The following is a 17,488-nucleotide window of genomic DNA, read 5'->3' as shown; positions in this document are numbered from 1 at the left end:
TGAGTTGTTATGACTGACTGTCAATAAAGTTGGCCACTTGCTTGCTTAGTATTTGCCATAAAGTATCTTGGGCGCTTTTACTGCCCCAAGCGTTATGCGGGCTGAATATAACGCGCGGATGATCGGCAAGGGTTAATAAAGGATCATCATTCGTGATCGGTTCTTGTTCGAACACGTCGCTGGCATAACCGATGATTTGTTCATTATTGATCGCATCCGTTAAAGCCTGACTGTCGACGATGCCGCCACGCGCCACATTCACAATGAGGGGGTGTTTGGTCATTTTTGCCAACGTGTCTTTGTTAATAAGGTGCTGGGTTTGTTCGTTTAATGGGCAGTGTAGACTGATAACATCAGCACGAGCAAGGACTTCCTCAAACGCGGTATAGTCATCACTGCGCGGCTTGCACCTTTGATGCTCGGCCCATAGTACGGTCATACCAAAGGCCCGGGCGATTTCAGTGACGCGCTTACCAATGGTGCCGACGCCAATAACTCCCAGTGTCTTGTCTTCCAGATCGATCAGCGGGATATCGAGTAGACAAAAATTACCGTTTGCCAGCCACGTGCCATCAGCGACTTTTTGATGATAATGAATACCCGCGCGCATAGCAGTCAACATCAGCATAAAAGTATGCTCTGGCACACTTTTGACCGCGTAACCTGCGACATTATAAAGTGCAACGTTGTGTTTATCGCAAGCATCTTGATCGACGTTATTCATACCCGTAGCCGTCAATTGAATCAGCTTGAGTTTGGGCAAGTTTGCGATGATGTCTGCGCCAATTTGAACTTTATTGGTAATGATAATATCGGCATCACGGCAGCGCTCAATGATGACTGCCGCATCTTTTGGTGTGTCATGATAAGTGATGTAATCACTCACGCCAGCGGGCGCGGGCAAATCGATGCCTTCAGAGAACGTGCCTTTGTCTAAAAAAACGGCTTGCATGATTGTTCCTTATTTATTCTTTTCATAGCGATAGTGGAGGGTGGTGGTCGACTTAATGTAGCACGTTGGGATTTTTAGTCAAAAATGAATCGGCCAAATACCTTATAATCTTAATAGGTATCGCAATGTGCCTCTTGAAAATTCAACTTAACGCACTCATCTAGCCGCTAACGTTATATAATGGTTCGGCTGAACGGCTTGATTTATATTACGACATCGCGCTCCCGTCTGTTGACGCTTAGCTGCGTGAGTAACCTGAGCCGTTATCAATAGCCACCGTTGCTATCTATTTTCTTATCATCTGAGTACAAAAGACATCGCCCTATGACTATCTCTATCGCTTCATTGCACAGCACCGAATTCGCCGTTGGTCAACGTTATTTATCTGATACGGAGTCCGAGCTGGGCTTAGGCGTGGTCATCGATGTAGACGACCGATGTGTGCATATTTTATTTCCTCAAAGTGAAGAGACGCGCGTCTATGCGAAAAACTCTGCGCCATTATCGCGCGTAGTGTTCAAAGTCGGCGATAGCATCTATGATCAAGACGGCAAAAGTTATACCGTCAATGCCGTTGATGAAGTAATGGGCGTGCTCAAGTATGGCGTCGATGAGCACGAGCGCGGAATCATGGAGACCCGTCTTGCTGCCAATATCACGCTAGCAAAACCGCTTGAACGTCTGCTGGCTGGCCGTATTGAACGTGGCGATTGGTATGAGCTGCGTCAAGACATATTGCGTATGCAGTCAGCGCTGGCAGGACATCCGCTCAAAGGCTTGATGGGTGCTCGTGTCGATATCATTGAGCATCAGCTGTATATTGCGCACGAAGTTGGCAAACGTATCGCGCCGCGTGTTTTGCTCGCTGATGAAGTGGGCTTGGGTAAGACCATTGAAGCAGGTTTGATTATTCATCAGCAACTCCTGACTGGTAAGGCTGAGCGTGTACTCATTCTTGTGCCGGACAGCTTGCAATATCAGTGGATGATTGAGCTGCGTCGTCGCTTTAATCTAAACTTTGCGTTGTTTGATTTGGTGCGTACTGCTGCGATCAAAGAGCACGATCCTGAGCAAAACGTCTTTGCCACTGAGCAATGCATTATCGCTGGTATGGATCTGCTGCTCGACCATCCTGACTTATATGACCAAGCGATGGATGCAGGGTTTGATCTGTTGGTGGTCGATGAGGCGCATCATCTGCATTGGGATGAAGCGCAAGGCGGCAATGATAAATATGACTTGATTGCCGACTTTGCAGAAGAAACCCCTGGGGTAATGCTGTTAACAGCGACCCCTGAGCAGCTTGGTGCGCAAAGTCACTTTGCTCGCTTGCGCCTATTAGATCCAGATCGTTTTGATGATCTAGATGAGTTTATCGATGGTCAAGAAGCCTTCGCTGAGACGGCCGCTGTTGCTGGCGTATTGATAGAAGATAAACCGTTAAGCGAGGGACAAATCGCCGCGTTAAGTAGCTTACTAGATATTAGCGTGGATGAGCTTGCGGCAATCAATGAAGATGAAAAATTGCGAACCTATGCGCTCAATGAGCTGCTAGATCGCCATGGCACGGGCCGTATTTTGTTCCGTAACACGCGTGAGAGCGTCAAAGGGTTCTATGGTCGTAGCAGTCAGCCGTATCCGCTGCCATTACCTGAAGCATGGAAAGACAGCTATCAGACCAATGGTAAATTGCGCGAGCAGTTATGGGGAGAAGAGAACCAACCGGATGGTGGCTGGCTAGAAGATGACCCACGTGTGTCTTGGTTGATTGAGATATTGCGAGGCGAGCTGAAACAGCAAAAGGTGTTGCTGATTGCGCGTAGTGGTGCGACGGTTGAGAGTCTAGAGGCGGTATTGCGTCTGCATGCTGGCATTAAGACGGCTATTTTTACCGAACAGATGACCTTGCTTGAGCGTGACCAAGCAGCGGCGTTTTTCGCCGATAGCGAAGGCGCACAGATATTATTGTGCTCGGAGATTGGCTCGGAAGGGCGTAATTTCCAGTTTGCCAGCCAACTGATACTATGGGATTTGCCCGCTAACCCTGATACATTAGAGCAGCGTATTGGCCGCTTAGATCGTATTGGCCAAACGCAGCAAATCATGTTGCACATCCCATATGTCCAAGGGACGGCGCAAGAGCGTCTTTATCAGTGGTATAACGATGCGCTAAATATGTTTAATCAGATTTCTCCGACCGCGCAAAGTGTGCAAGAGCAGTATATCCAAGCGCTAAAGCCAATACTTGAAGGTGCCGACACGGCTGTTAATCGCACTAGCTTACAAGACGTCATCGCAGAAGCACTACAAACGCGATTGGGACTAGAGGCGCAACTACAAGCGGGCCGTGATCGCCTGCTGGAGTACAACTCGTGTCGTCCGCGTGTGGCGGGGCGTATTGCTGATGCCATGCGTGATTTTGATAGCCACAATTTATTACCGCAGTTTATTGAGCGCTTTTTTGCCTCCGCCAATATTGACCATAACATTCAACGTGATGGCTCGTGGGTCATCGCACCGATTGACAGCACCGAGATCAGTGATTATATCGATGGCTTACCGCTGGGCGATGAAGATGGCATGACGCTCACCTTCGAGCGTGAGCAAGCGCTGCAACGTGAAGACATCGACTTTATCACGCACGAGCATCCACTGATGCGTGCCATTTATGAGCTGGCGAGTACCAGCACCTTTGGTAATACGACGGTTGCGATGTTAAAAAGCGCGGCTGTACCACAAGGCATGGTACTACTTGAAGTGAATTTTCGCGTAGAAGCGATTGCACCAAAAGTACTCAACTTGCCAGCGACCTTAACTACGCAAAATATCCGTGTCTTTATCAGTGAGCAGGGCAGTGATTTATCTGCACGCATTAGCGCCGATATGATTATGCCGCACATTGAACGTTTGGATAAAAACCGTGCGCGCCAAGTGATTAAAGTACGTGGTGATGTGATTGAGCAGCGTTATTATGAAGCCGAAGACATCGCCCGTGAGCAGTTAACGCAGATTGGTGAGCAAGCAAGCGCGCGCTTTAGCCAACAGTGGTCACGTGAAATCAAACGCCTCAAACATCTGCAAACCATCAATCCTAACGTACGCCCCGAAGAGATTGAACGCTTAGAGCAGTTAAAAGCTCAGGGAGAGCAAGCCCTTGGTAACTTATCTTTGGTTCCAGACTCTATTCGCGTTCTCGTAGCAGTGAAGCCCTAACGGTAAGACAGTCATAACAAACGAGGTGTGCTACACATCTCGTTTTTTTATGTTCGACAATGCTTTTATCGCTTTATTGGCTGGGTGGATAAAACAGCAACTCGCAAGTCGGCTGTTACTATCTAGTCAAAGCCTTCAATATTGGGTAAGATGTTTATCTTGCCGATTGATAGTAGATGCTGAGTGATAGCGCTGCTATGACTGTATTTTTTTCTAAAACCTCTCTTGTGTACTTTCAGCAAGTGATTTCACATTATTTTAAATTCAAACGCAAAGGATCTGTTGCTATATCGAATTGATATGGTTGGGTATTAGGCGTTTTTGATAAAAATAAGGAAACATGTTGTCATGTCCGACTATTCGCAATTGATTGATGAGCTGCTTAATACTGTGGCACTTATTGAAGTGACCCCCGATGTCTTTGAGGGTAAGAGCCATGACTATGTTGGCAGTCGTATTTTTGGGGGGCAAGTGCTCGCTCAAGCGATCATGGCTGCGGCTCATACGCTAGATAAAGACAAACCCTGCCATTCATTGCATGGCTATTTTTTGCGTGGTGGCGACATCAATCAGCCCGTTATTTATCAAGTGCGCCGTTTGCGTGACGGTCGTAGTCTGTCTGCACGGGAAGTGACGGCCATTCAGTATAAAGAAATGCGCGGCAAGCCGCCGGTTGAGCAAGTCATATTTTCGATGATCGCGTCGTTTTCTCCGATGGAAGAGGGCCTCGAGTATCAAGAAGATATGCCCGTTTATCCGCCACCTGAAGATTTACTGGCAGAGCAGGATCTAAAAGAAGAGTACGTGGGTAAGGTGCCAGATGCGCTCAAAGCCCGCTTTATGCGTCGTCGTCATGTAGAGATTAAACCCGTTAAACCGCGTGACCCGATTCATCCTGAGCCGATGAAACCAAAACAAGCCAACTGGTTACGTATCCGCGAGCTTGGCAATCAGCCCGTGGCCATACAGCAAGCACTGCTCGCGTTTTCGTCCGATTTTTATCTGGTGGGAACGGGGCTAATGTCACACGGTGTCAGCTTTATGACTAGCGGTTTGCAAGCGGCCAGTATCGACCATTCGATGCACTTCCATCGTGATTTTGACCTAAACGGATGGATGTTGTACGACATGTGGAGTGATACGACCTCTAACGCTAAAGGCTTGAACCACGGGCAGTTTTGGCAGGATGGTAAGCTGGTGGCCACCGTACAACAAGAAGGTTTGATGCGTTTGCGTGTGCCAAAGTCTTAAAGTCCCATCTTAAAATTTAGGCTTATATTCTAGAACGCTCAATCATAAAAAAGCGCTATTTTTAAAAATAGCGCTTAGAGTTAAAGTCTTACTATCGGTTTTGAGTTTAACGTTCGATCAGTTTTTCCATGGCGCGAGGCAGACCCAAACTGTCTTGCGCTTTTTGTTCTGTTAACCATTGAAAGGTTATCTCAGCCGCTGACAATTTCTCACTCAACTCGGTCATTTGCGCTGCATTAACCGTTAGTTTTCGCGGGGTCAAATACCAGTGAAAATGCGTGAGCGAGTGCTTGATAGGTGCGCCCTCTAATAAAGTATGACTCACCGATTCTGCGACCAATTTATTTTCTGTCAGCCATTCATTGATGATTTGCTCAGCAGTGGTAAATTCTGTCTCGTAGACTTTTTCATTACTACGGACGTCTAACTGCTTATTCTTGCTAGCATTTTTCGTGTTACCCGTCACTTTACCCGCAATTTTTTCTACAAACTGTAGGGGTAAACTCCACAGTCCGCCCCAAATGCCATTATCAGGGCGCTGTACCCAGAGTATGTCGTGATCCGAGCTTTCAATCAGTAACGCATCACTAAACTTACTGGGCTTGGGCTGCTTCTTTGCTTTAACGGGATAGTCTGTTTCGCGCCCCTCGGCATGGGCCACGCAATCGCCCTTTAATGGACATAACAGACAAGCAGGCTTGCTACGAGTACATAACGTCGCGCCCATATCCATCATCGCTTGCGCAAATAATCCTGAGTCATCGACAGGTGTTAAACGCTCTGCTAATTCCCACAGCTCTTTGGTCGTGGCAGACTTGGTAATGTCACCATCAATCGCCGCCCAGCGCGTTAGTACACGTTTGACATTACCATCGCAAATCACGCCATAGCGGTGCAGCCCCATCGCCATGATTGCGCCAGCAGTGGATGGGCCAACGCCAGAAATGGCCTCCCAACCTGCTAGAGTCTGCGGAAAATCACCTGTCTCCTCGATGACTTCTACCAACTGCTTAGCCCCTTTATGCAAATTACGCGCACGCGCATAGTAGCCAAGTCCTGCCCAGTGCTCAGCGACCAGATCCCAGTCAGCAGCAGCTAACTCCTGTACTGCCGGAAACGTCTCCATAAAACGCGCAAAGTAGGGTAGCACTGTGGTGACTTGCGTTTGCTGGAGCATGACTTCTGATAGCCAAACGATATAAGGATTTGGCGTATCGGTCTGATGCTGTTGCCACGGTAAATCGTGGCGACCGTTTTCGGCAAACCAATCGAGTAGGCGCGGGGCGAAGGAGTTGAGGGAATAGGTGGAGTGATTAAAAGTTGTGTCTAATGGAGTAGCGTTTGAATTGGCAGTTGGCTGGGTCATAGGCAGGTTTTTCATCAACAAAAATTAAAATAGATTGGGAAAGGAGAAAAGGTGAGCAATCATAATTGCCCACTAGTATATAAGGCTTAAGGGGCTATAAATAAAGAGGATAAAAGCTATTGACTACAATAGGTTATTACAATTAACGATAAACGTTATCTAAAGTTTGACCTGCTTTATTTTTCCATACCAACCAACCGTTAGCATTGCGTCCAGTAACGATCTGAGCTGCGCCACTCGGTGTCTTAAATAGATAATCTTCCTTGAGTTTATAAGACTTACTGTCATACTCAACTAAAAGATTACTAATTATCATCTCTTCTTGCTTACGAGTTCCCCATTTTCCTACTGAATTTATTTGCTTTTTACGTAGTAACGAACCTGCTAATACTACAAAGCCATCATCGTTATAATAGCCTTGTGCCTCGGCATCTATTGCTTTGCAATAAAACAATATAGGTTCAGAATGATGAGGGATTTTGTCAGTCTGTATTGCTACTTGATTAGCAGGAGCGGCAACAGTAGTCACATTATTAAAACGACTGATACTTAAAGACTCAAAAATAGGTTGCCCTAATGTGGATAACAAAACATCAAGGGTGTGAAAAAGTTCTTCACAGTCGGCTTTTAATGGTTCAGGAGTATGCGGTAGGTTGCCATTATTACCATTTTTTATTTCATAGCGACCAACTTCAACAGCTGTAGCGATTGCTTTATGTTCCATATATAAAGCATGAGTTTGAGTCATGGTATTATTGGTTGAGAGCATGACAAAAGCGCGCGTCCAAAAGTTTTTCTCACTGTGTTGATTAAGCCTTCTTTTTAAATCGCCAGTTTGGCCGATATAAAGTAACGGCTTATCTGTACTATCGCTATCACCGACTAAAAAATATAAACCAACTTGGTTAGCATCTGGCATCGCAAAAAAGTCATTAATATGGATGCGCGGAATTTCAATCAGACGTACTGTACGAGTTGTCATTTCAGCCAAACGTAATCCGCGAGGATTACCTTTTGGCAGATAGATTTGAATAGTCTTAGCAGATGGTATTGATGGATTCATAGTAGCCTGTATTGGTAATGAGTTTACTTCCGATTCTGCCGAGTACGCTTTTTGCGTAGACGCTTTTCTTCCTCGCGGGCTTTCTTTCTCTCTTCTGCGGCAAGGCGCTGCTCAGCAACCACAATTTCTTCCGCCTCAATCATGGCAGGTGTTTCAAGCGTAATACGACCAATTTTTGCGCTACGCAGCTCATTGATCAGAATCTCAGACATCCGGTAGGTATCGACTTGATTACCCGCGCGCACGCAGCCGCGATTGCGACCTGCCACTTCAAAAAACTCCCAATCGGTCTTGGGTAATTCGTCAATTTTATAGCGAGTTTTTAGCAGCTCAGGATACGCTTGCATTAGGTATTCAGCGGTATAGCTGGCAACATCAGCAAAGTCAAACGCGGTGTCACGGATACCGCCCGTTGCTGCCAAGCGATAGCCAGAGTTTTCGTTTTCAACCTTTGGCCACAGCATACCAGGTGTGTCATAGAGCATGATGTCATCATCAAGTTTGATCAGCTGCTGCGACTTAGTCACTGCTGGCTCATCCCCTGTTTTTGCGACAGCGCGCCCAGCCAATGTGTTAATCAACGTTGATTTGCCAACGTTTGGAATACCCATAATCATGGCTTTGATTTGGCGACCTGTGCCGACTTTGTTAGGTACAAGTTGTTTACAGATTGCGATAATACGTTTTACGTCATTGGCTTTATCGGTATCGCACGCAATCGCTTTGACACCATTTTGCTGCTCAAGATGATCCATCCATGCTTGGGTCAAGTCAGGATCAGCAAGATCGGCTTTGTTTAAGATCTTGATGACTGGTTTTTCGCCGCGTAATGCCGCGACCATCGGGTTTTCACTGCTATGAGGAATGCGCGCGTCAATCACTTCGATGACCACGTCCATCTGCGGCATGATTTCTTTGATTTCGTTGCGGGCTTTGTTCATGTGCCCGGGGAACCACTGAATACTTGCTCTCTTATCCATCTGCTTTTATAACCTTGTTATTCATAGAGTTTAGCGCTAAAGACAGATCATGCTCAATTTAGCTGTGTCTTTAGTCATGGGGTTCAGTTTACTACAGAACCAGCATGCTCACGGTACAATTTCACCCAACCATAGCGCAAGGTGACTCTTATGACTGATCAGCTGGCTCCTTATGGGCGGTTGGACAGGTATTAAATAGCCAATCATAGCGCTTGTTATCAAGTGATCCTGTGCCATACATCTTAAGACAGCTGTTTATTTATTGGCTTATTTTGTCAGCGATCATTGAGGCAAAAAATCATCGATAAAATCGCTACCCAAAAGAAAAGGGCAGCTTCATATTTAAGCTGCCCTTGTACCGCGTTTACACTAGAGCTGTAGACAAAGATGTCTTAGCGATCTTTTTTATTACTGCTTAAATGCTTATGCCAAGTTGGTCTTCATAAACTCCAGCATATTCTCCCAGCTTTGGTTGGCAGCCGCTTCATTGTAACCCAGATCCACCTCATTTTTGGCGGCGCGCTCATCAGCATGGGGGTTGGTAAAGCCGTGTTTTGCATTGTCATAAACATCAATCGTGTAGTCCACATCAGCAGCATCCAGCTCTTTTTTGAGGCCTTCAATCGCATCCATCGATACCATTGAGTCGTCGCGACCATGAGCCACCAGTACTTTTGCTTTAAAGTTTTTGTCCGCTGGCTGTTTGGCTGATGGGTTACCATGGAAAGTTGCGACTGCTTTTAAAGGCATACCTTCGCGTGCCATGTCGAGTACGACTTTACCGCCAAAGCAATAGCCGATTGCGCCTAGGTTGTCGCCGTCGACCGCCAATTGATCACTAAAATCATTGAGAATTAAACGGCAACGTGCCATTAGTGCATCTTGATCGGCAAGTACTTGCTCCATCCACATGTTTGCCATCGCCGCATCGGTGGTCAGCTTGCCTTCACCGTAAACATCCATAGCAACGGCGGCATAGCCTGCTTCTGCTAAGCGTTCCACGACTGATTTTGGATGATCAACCACCCCCCACCATTCTGGAGCGACTAAAATACCTGGCGCTGGCTTTTCATCTGACGCACTTTCTGGCAGCGCCACATAGCTGATCAGCTCGATGTCATTATCAGTGGTACTGATTAATTCGAAAGTCTTAATTGACATATTATTGTCCTTTTTTATGTTATGAGTTTTATTTGTCTGTATGTAGGGCTTGTCGTTTTTCTTACTTTTACTACCTTAACGCCCATGTTAAGCAAAAACAGCTATAATACTGTAACGCTCTTTATCAAAATGCTACTGCCACTTTATGACTATCAATTTGTTTAATAAACATGCTGTTAACTCGGCTTCTGATTCAGGCTCTGACTTAGACCATCACTCAACTGTTAAGTCGGGGCATTCTGCGACTTTGTTTCCTGAATCCGCCGTGGCTGAGCCATTACGCCCACAGTTTTGGACACGCTTTGCATTGGCAGAGCTAAATCATAGTGAATGGGAAGCGCTGTGCGATGGCTGCGGTAGTTGCTGCTTAATCAAATACATCGACAATGATGACGATGAAGAGTTGGTCGAATATACCGATGTGACCTGTCAGCTGATGGATTGTGCGACTGGCTACTGTCAGCATTACGCGACGCGTCAAGAGCACGTACCGGACTGTATACAGTTGACCATGGAGAATTTGCCAAACATGATGTGGCTACCCTCGCACTGTGCCTATAAGCGTTTGTATGAAGGCCAAAACCTACCGAGTTGGCATCTACTGTTGACTGGCGATGTGGTGGCCACCCAGCAGCAAATGCGCGCTGCTAATATTGGGGTGGCTGGACGCTGTGTCTCTGAGATAGGCATGTCTGATGAAGAGATGGAGGAGCGTGTGGTCAATTGGGTAAAACCTTAGCTCGCTTAACGCTCACTTTTTTCAGTCTGTTAGTTAGCAGCTTGAGCCGCAGATTTGGCCTCGGCCTCGGCGAGTGCTTGCGAGTCAGCAAGCGGCGGAATAGGAATGTCTCGACGAATCTGCTGAGAAAAATCGCGACTATGAGTACCAGATTCTGTACTGAGTTGATGGTTAAAACCACGCACTTTTGGATTGATATGAGTACGCTCATACCACGTATCCATCGACCACCGCTGACCGTCCTTATTTGGATTGGCGTCAAGCATACCCACATCATATAGATAGTTTGGCAGCCAGCCCGACACCCAAATGCGATAATCCCATGGCAAACGCTCGCCACTGACGATACGCGCCATGTAAAAGATGATATTGGTACAGTTACTGAGCAGCGTATTGTACCAAGCAGGCTTGGCGTTTAGTTCATCAGCAGCCGTCAAATAAGAGTCAAACAGGGCTCTAACCTCGTGCTGCTGCAGATGACTAATGGGGAACAGATAAACCTGCTCACCGCGTGCGTTACTGCGAGTGTAGATAATATCTCGCTCTTCTGCCGCGATGAGGCTAAGCTCATAACGCCGAAAGAATCCAGCGAGTGCGGAGAAAGACTCGTGCTCTTCTTTACGAATCTCAAACGAGAAGGCAAGAGGTCTATCGTTTTCAAAACGAAAACTGACCAAGGTATGAGCAATCAGTGGTCCCATCCAATACGAGTTGGTCACATCGACACCCGATAATTTGGACAAATCAACCGTGCGCGTCTCCCAGCGTTCGGTCGCGTCCTTGTCGGTATGCCAATCAAAATTACGGACATGGGTCAGCGTAATCAAATCAGGATTGGTCGCATCACGCTCGTAGGAAACCTGCCGGTCGACCTCAGCCATCCAGTCGCGCTCTTGCTTGGGCTCGATAGAAAAAAACCAGCCAAGTCCAGCGACCCAAACCGCCGCATATAAGCCGGTCAGCCATCTAAACCGAGTACTTTTTTTGTTAGAGGGGCGGCTGTTAGAAGGGTTGGCAGGACTAGTCTGTGAAACAGTGTCATTAACCGTCTTATGTTTGAAGGGTTTTTTTTCGAAAAACTGAGGCAAATAGTGAGCCGCAAACATTGCCGACAACAACCCTACAATCGTTATTATTGCCAGCCAAGTGATTGGGCTGGATAATCCAAAGTGATACCACAGTGCCATCACTAACCAGACAGCAGACAATAGTAGTACCAGTGCAATGAAAAATTGCACAACATAACGTCGCCACTGCCGTTGCTGTCGTGGGTGGCTGCCATACGTTTCTTGTCTTTCTACGTCATGACTGCTTAAGCCGTTATCTGAACGATGGCTATTTGAGTGAGATGAAAGCAGACGAGAAAAAAAAGAACGGAGTGACATAGACATAGTTTTGATAAATGAAGGCTTTGACCATAGCAAAGTTTACAACACACTGACAGTACAATTTGAGTGAATTTGTCGTTGAATGTCGATGAACCTTACGATAAAGTGAAGCTAATTTACACTGGTCTATTTGTTATATAATCATAAAAGCGCTGTTTTATTTGCTACTTTTATCCCCATCTATGTTGTATCTGCTGTTTACTTTTTATTTTAATTGCCACTAACTAAAGAGGTTAAATCACACAACCATGTCTGACGACACTCCCAGCCCGAGTAGTTGGTCGATGCGCGGCTTAAAACGCTGGCTATCGACCGCCCCCGAAACCCGTGATGAACTGATTCGTTTGGTACAAGACTCGCGCCAGTTCTTAGAGCCTGATACGGTTGATATGTTAGAAGGCGTGCTGGATCTGCCTGCGACGCAAGTTCGCGAAATCATGACGCCGCGACCGCAAGTGGTTGGCTTGCACGAAAGTACAAGCATTGCCGAAGTGATGGATATTATTCTTGAAACCACCCACTCGCGCTATCCTGTCTTTGACAGCCAAGATGATGACGCCGTCATTGGTATCTTGTTGGCAAAAGACTTGATTCCTATCCTCGTCCATATGGTGCGCAATCAAGAAGAAAAAATTGATAGTACACGTCTAAGAGATTTGGTACGTCAGCCGCTGTACATCAGTGAAACTGCTCGTTCTGATACGTTGCTACGCTCATTGCAACGCACGCAAGTACATATGGCAATCGTCGTCGATGAGTTTGGTAACTTTGGCGGTGTGGTCACGATGGAGGACTTGTTAGAGGAAATCGTCGGTGACATCGTCGATGAGCATGATGACTTTGATGAAGACAGTGATATCAACAATATCATTGCCGATCCTGAAAAGCCAAATACCTGGCGGGTGCAAGCCTCTACGGTGATTGAGGACTGCAATGATGAGCTTGGTAGCCACTTTGATGATACCGATGTGGATACAATGGGTGGTCTGGTCATGCAGGCGCTGGGCTATGTGGGTGATCTTGAAGGGGAGAGCGTGTTGATAGATGATTGGAAAATCACCATCACTGATGTAGAAGGGCGCTTTATCCAAAACTTAGAGCTGACCAAAACGAATGCTGAGTCGCAAATCCTGATAGGCAGTCATTAGTTCGTCGATATGGACTTCACAACGGATTGATACGTTTAAAGAACACGATTGCGGTCGTGTTTTTTTGTGTTTGTAATTGGGCTTTTGCTACGCAATTTTACCCAAGGGTAAGGTTAGGCTGGTATCATGGTCGGGTTTGATTTTTAGATACTGTATAAAACATGATACGGTCAGTTTTGGCTTGGGTTTTGCCTAAAGGCTAGAGCTTTACAATTTTGGGAAATATGGTTTTGGATACCTGCTATGCGTCTGTCTACTGTTGATTTACAAAAACGTCTAAATCCCGTTAAGCCCAAGGGCTTGCCTATGATGCTGACGATATTAATTGCTTGGCTGGCAGGGGCGATGTTTATATTGGCACTCGCGCCTTATGGGATTTGGCCACTTGCGCTGGTATCGCCTGCTATTCTATATGCGTTATTGCTGCCTGAGATGAGTGGCAAGCGTGCCTTTTTTATTGGTCAATCTTATGGCACAGGGCTATGGTGTGTTGGTGCGTTTTGGCTATATACCTCTATTCACGTTTATGGTGACACGCCCGTGTGGCTTGCGCTGATCATGATCGCGCTCATGGGGCTGGGAATGGGGCTTTTCCACGGCTTTTTGGCGTTGATTTTTAATCGTATGGTCGGTAAGCAGCCGTTGTCTTTTGCCGCCTTGTGGATACTACAAGAATGGATGAAAACGTGGCTATTCACGGGTTTTCCATGGTTGTTCGTCGGGTACGCCTTTACGGAGCAGTATTGGTTGTCCTCACTTGCCCCTGTGGCTGGTGTCTTTGCCGTCTCTTTCGTTGCTGTATTAGTGGCAGCCAGTGTGGTCGAGCTGCCACGTCGCCGCGGTGGTTACCTGATTCCATCGCTGGGTTTGTTGGTCATTAGTAGTGCGTTATGGCTGGTTAATCCGCAATGGACGAAACCTAAAGGCACCCCAGATCTGTCCGTGTCTCTCATACAAGGTAACATTCCGCAAGATTTAAAATGGCTGACTGAGTATCAAATAGAAACGCTGAAAATCTACGCCACCTTAACCAGTACCGAATGGGGGCGCGATATTATCCTGTGGCCTGAGTCATCGATTCCGATGTTTCAGACGGAAGCGGTTGGTTTTATCAGTGAAATGGTCAAAATGGCCAAAGAAACCGACACCACGTGGGTGACAGGTATCCCTTATAAAGATGAAGCGGCGTTTGATGCCAGTACCAACAAATACCCACCGTTTTATAACAGTGTGGTTGCCTTGGGCGCACAAGCAGACGGACTGTATAAAAAGCAGCGTTTAGTACCGTTCGGGGAGTATATACCGTTTGAAGGTTTACTAGATATTTTGCCAAACTTGGCCGGTAGCCAAGATATTATGAGCTATAGTCGAGGAGATGAGGGGCAGTCGCCGCTGCGTGTACGAGGTCATAATTTAGGGGCGGCTGTGTGTTATGAAGTCGCTTATCCAGACACCACGCGTAAAAATGCCATCGATACGGATTTTTTATTGACCATCTCAAATGATGCTTGGTTTGGCACGTCAGCCGGTCCATTACAGCACTTACAGATGGTACAAATGCGCGCGCTTGAAAATGGTCGCTGGTTTATGCGCGCGACCAATACGGGTGTGACGGCCATTATTGACCATAAAGGCCGTATCGTTGAGCGGGCGCCGCAGTTTGAGCGTACTGTATTACGCGGCGATGTACAGGCGCGGGTTGGTAACACCCCTTTTATGCGTTTTGGTAATTATCCTATGTTGTTTATCATGGCGCTGCTACTCATTTTGAGCTATTTTGGCAAACGGGCGGCGAAACCAGCACGTGTGAGCCCGCAGACAAAATAAGTAAGCAGCTTTTATCATAGAAATTTTTATCTCAGCAACTTTTGTCATAAAGAACGATGGCAAAAATTGTCGATAATAAATCCTTTAAATACTTAAGGGTTTTAACAAATCGGTATAAATTGCGATATAATAGATCAATATTTCAAATATTTTGTGCAAGGTGGATAAGGTATGTCAGAAGGTATCGTCAATAACAATCCAAAAAAAGAGCTGTTATATTCTCTAGGTGGCATTGCCTTGTTTTTAGGTATTGTCTTACTTATTGGTGTTTCTGGGTTTTTGCGTCCAGCAGGCGAACACATTACGGCCGAGCCTACCGAAGCATCGGCTGCAGCTGATGAAGCAGAAGCGATTGCTGCTGAAGATGCCGCGCCAGCTGAGACCGCGACAGTGGCTGCAGAAGCAGATACTGACGCCGCCGCTCCCGATACGGCTGCAGATGCAACCGTGACACCAACGATCGCGGCAGACAGTGCGGTGGTTGCCGCAGAAGCTGGTACGGCCACGGCCTCTGGCACCGTAAGCCAAGCTGCCGTTGCAGATGCGGATTTAACCGCTGAGCAAGCCGATGGGGATTTAGATGCAGGCGACGTAGCCACTGCGCAATAAATTTACCAGATTATTGTTTCGTTATATAAGTGTAGAAAAGCTCAGGATGTCAGTGGCAGCGCAAGACACACTGATGCTCAAGGCTTGAGGGTAGCAGCACTACCGTTATGTTAGTGTGATCGTCCCTACTAAAAAATAAAAGCTCGCTCTCACATGAGAGCGAGCTTTTTTGTGGGTATTTGTGTAATTATTAGCCAACTTTTTCTTTACTTGATTATAACCAAGTGAAACAATAATGCGCCTATATGACCGCTTAACGAAATAATTAGAGGTTTGGTCATTACTACAGTGGTCTTTAAAGGAATAAAGTTATGAGTACAGAAACAAAATCAGGGGCTAGGGCTGCTGAACTAGAAGCACTAGATAATGGTTTTATGGGACATCCCAAGCCATTACGCTCGCTATTTTTTACCGAGATGTGGGAGCGATTTTCCTATTATAGTATTCGTCCGCTATTGGTACTCTTTATGGTAGCGACAGTTGGCAGCGGTGGTTTTGGCTTTGATGAAGTCACCGCTTCAGCTATTTATGGTATTTTCGCTGGTTCATTATATTTGGCAGCCGTGCCGGGCGGTTGGTTGGCAGATAACTGGCTCGGTCAAGAGCGCGCATTGTGGTGGGGGAGTATTGTCATCGCCCTTGGTCACTTGTGTATTGCACTCTCGGCCATGTTTGGTATGACGCTGTTTTTCGTCGGTTTGATATGTATTGTTTTAGGCTCAGGTTTATTTAAAACCTGTATCTCGGTGATGGTCGGCGCCCTTTATACTAAAGGGGACGTACGCCGTGATGGTGGCTTTACCTTGTTTTATATGGGTATTAATATTGGGGCGCTATTGGCCGCGCTTATCGTCGGGGTGTTTAAAGAACAAGGCATGTGGCACGTAGGTTTTGGTGTTGGTGGTCTTGGTATGCTGGTATCCTTATTGGTCTATCGTTTTGCTGCACAAAAGAACTTAACGCGCTATGCGCGAGCCAAAGGTATTACCGCTGAGTGGGAGCGCTCCAATGATCGCTATAAAAACATAGGTCTTTGGGTCGCAGGTTTTGTTGGGCTACTCGTGGCAGTCGTGCTACTAGTCTCAACTGGTACGATAGCGTTCAACCCTGAAATGGTTGCGGAGTACATGACCTATATCATCGCAGCCGTGGTCATATCGTACTTTGCTATTATGTTTATTTCACCGCGCCTAGATAAAACAGACAAACTGCGTCTACTGATTTGCTTTATCTTAATCATTGGCTCGACGCTATTTTGGTCAAGTTTTGAGCAGCAGCCAACGTCGTTTAACTTGTTTGCTGATCGTTATACGGACCTTAATGTTTTAGGTTTTGAGATACCAAGTATTTGGTTCCAGTCATTGAACCCTTTGTTTATTTTGTTACTAGCGCCTATCGTGAGTATTATCTGGGTCAAGCTTGGTAACCGAGGACTTGAGCCGAGCAGTATGGCGAAATTCGCGCTAGGTATGCTGCTTGCAGCGGCGGGCTTTACGCTGATGATTTTTGCGTCAAAAAGCATCTTGAATAGCGATGGTGGCTTGGCTTCACCGCTGTGGTTAGTAGGTAGTTTGCTGCTGCTGACGCTTGGTGAGTTGGCGCTTAGCCCTGTTGGCCTGTCGTCGATGACTAAACTTGCACCAAAAGGCATGCAGGGCCAGATGTGAACTGACCCCCATAAGTTGGACACAACTTATGGGGTATTTTTATGCGTTACGATCTGGACTTTAAGCTCAAAGTCATATCATACTATCGGCAAGGACATACCGGAGTCGCAACAGCAAAGAAGTT

At 46.5% G+C, this 17,488-nt stretch carries 13 protein-coding genes; 7 read left to right on the top strand and 6 right to left on the bottom strand.

Annotated elements, in window-relative coordinates; genetic code table 11:
- Positions 1 to 7 precede the first annotated feature (7 nt).
- Positions 8 to 952 (bottom strand): D-2-hydroxyacid dehydrogenase, encoded by a 945-nt coding sequence (locus DVY93_RS09855; protein ID WP_230710572.1) that lies wholly within the window; start codon positions 950 to 952, stop codon positions 8 to 10.
- A gap of 324 nt (positions 953 to 1,276) precedes the next feature.
- On the opposite strand from DVY93_RS09855, the gene rapA reads away from it, so the two are divergent.
- Positions 1,277 to 4,165 (top strand): RNA polymerase-associated protein RapA, encoded by a 2,889-nt coding sequence (rapA, locus tag DVY93_RS09850; protein WP_198334448.1) that lies wholly within the window; start codon positions 1,277 to 1,279, stop codon positions 4,163 to 4,165.
- Positions 4,166 to 4,513: 348 nt separating this feature from the next.
- On the top strand, positions 4,514 to 5,416 hold the full coding sequence (locus tag DVY93_RS09845; RefSeq protein WP_193005526.1) for an acyl-CoA thioesterase: 903 nt from the start codon (positions 4,514 to 4,516) through the stop codon (positions 5,414 to 5,416).
- 106 nt (positions 5,417 to 5,522) lie between these two features.
- Here the strand turns inward: DVY93_RS09845 and mutY are convergent, their stop codons facing one another.
- The 4 genes from mutY to DVY93_RS09825 all read right to left on the bottom strand — a co-directional run bounded on the left by mutY (position 5,523) and on the right by DVY93_RS09825 (position 9,986).
- On the bottom strand, positions 5,523 to 6,782 hold the full coding sequence (gene mutY / locus DVY93_RS09840; protein WP_230710571.1) for an A/G-specific adenine glycosylase: 1,260 nt from the start codon (positions 6,780 to 6,782) through the stop codon (positions 5,523 to 5,525).
- Between the two features lie 142 nt (positions 6,783 to 6,924).
- Positions 6,925 to 7,845 (bottom strand): GIY-YIG nuclease family protein, encoded by a 921-nt coding sequence (locus tag DVY93_RS09835; protein ID WP_198334450.1) that lies wholly within the window; start codon positions 7,843 to 7,845, stop codon positions 6,925 to 6,927.
- Between the two features lie 23 nt (positions 7,846 to 7,868).
- Positions 7,869 to 8,825: a ribosome biogenesis GTPase YlqF gene (ylqF, locus tag DVY93_RS09830; protein ID WP_198334451.1), complete on the bottom strand. Its 957-nt coding sequence runs from the start codon at positions 8,823 to 8,825 to the stop codon at positions 7,869 to 7,871.
- Positions 8,826 to 9,248: 423 nt separating this feature from the next.
- Positions 9,249 to 9,986 carry a dienelactone hydrolase family protein gene (locus tag DVY93_RS09825; protein ID WP_230710570.1) on the bottom strand — a complete coding sequence of 246 codons (738 nt, stop codon included), beginning with the start codon at positions 9,984 to 9,986 and terminating at the stop codon, positions 9,249 to 9,251.
- 145 nt (positions 9,987 to 10,131) lie between these two features.
- Between DVY93_RS09825 and DVY93_RS09820 the strand changes: the two genes are divergently transcribed.
- On the top strand, positions 10,132 to 10,725 hold the full coding sequence (locus DVY93_RS09820) for a YcgN family cysteine cluster protein (protein WP_198334453.1): 594 nt from the start codon (positions 10,132 to 10,134) through the stop codon (positions 10,723 to 10,725).
- Between the two features lie 29 nt (positions 10,726 to 10,754).
- Here the strand turns inward: DVY93_RS09820 and DVY93_RS09815 are convergent, their stop codons facing one another.
- The gene (locus DVY93_RS09815) at positions 10,755 to 12,110 is read right to left on the bottom strand and encodes an Lnb N-terminal periplasmic domain-containing protein (protein WP_230710569.1); all 1,356 of its coding nucleotides are present in this window, start codon (positions 12,108 to 12,110) and stop codon (positions 10,755 to 10,757) included.
- 251 nt (positions 12,111 to 12,361) lie between these two features.
- Between DVY93_RS09815 and DVY93_RS09810 the strand changes: the two genes are divergently transcribed.
- The 4 genes from DVY93_RS09810 (at position 12,362) to DVY93_RS09795 (ending at position 17,364) form a co-directional block, all read left to right on the top strand.
- The gene (locus DVY93_RS09810; RefSeq protein WP_193005519.1) at positions 12,362 to 13,261 is read left to right on the top strand and encodes a CBS domain-containing protein; all 900 of its coding nucleotides are present in this window, start codon (positions 12,362 to 12,364) and stop codon (positions 13,259 to 13,261) included.
- 243 nt (positions 13,262 to 13,504) lie between these two features.
- The gene (gene lnt / locus DVY93_RS09805; protein ID WP_230710568.1) at positions 13,505 to 15,088 is read left to right on the top strand and encodes an apolipoprotein N-acyltransferase; all 1,584 of its coding nucleotides are present in this window, start codon (positions 13,505 to 13,507) and stop codon (positions 15,086 to 15,088) included.
- Positions 15,089 to 15,259: 171 nt separating this feature from the next.
- Complete coding sequence (locus tag DVY93_RS09800; protein WP_193005517.1) at positions 15,260 to 15,697, top strand: hypothetical protein; 438 nt, start codon at positions 15,260 to 15,262, stop codon at positions 15,695 to 15,697.
- A 311-nt stretch (positions 15,698 to 16,008) separates the two neighbouring features.
- Complete coding sequence (locus tag DVY93_RS09795) at positions 16,009 to 17,364, top strand: peptide MFS transporter (protein ID WP_230710567.1); 1,356 nt, start codon at positions 16,009 to 16,011, stop codon at positions 17,362 to 17,364.
- Positions 17,365 to 17,488 lie beyond the last annotated feature (124 nt).

This window comes from Psychrobacter sp. CCUG 69069, from assembly GCF_021023115.1.
In the GTDB taxonomy this organism is placed as follows: Bacteria; Pseudomonadota; Gammaproteobacteria; order Pseudomonadales; family Moraxellaceae; genus Psychrobacter; species Psychrobacter namhaensis.
This window is presented reverse-complemented; position numbering and strand designations above follow the sequence as displayed.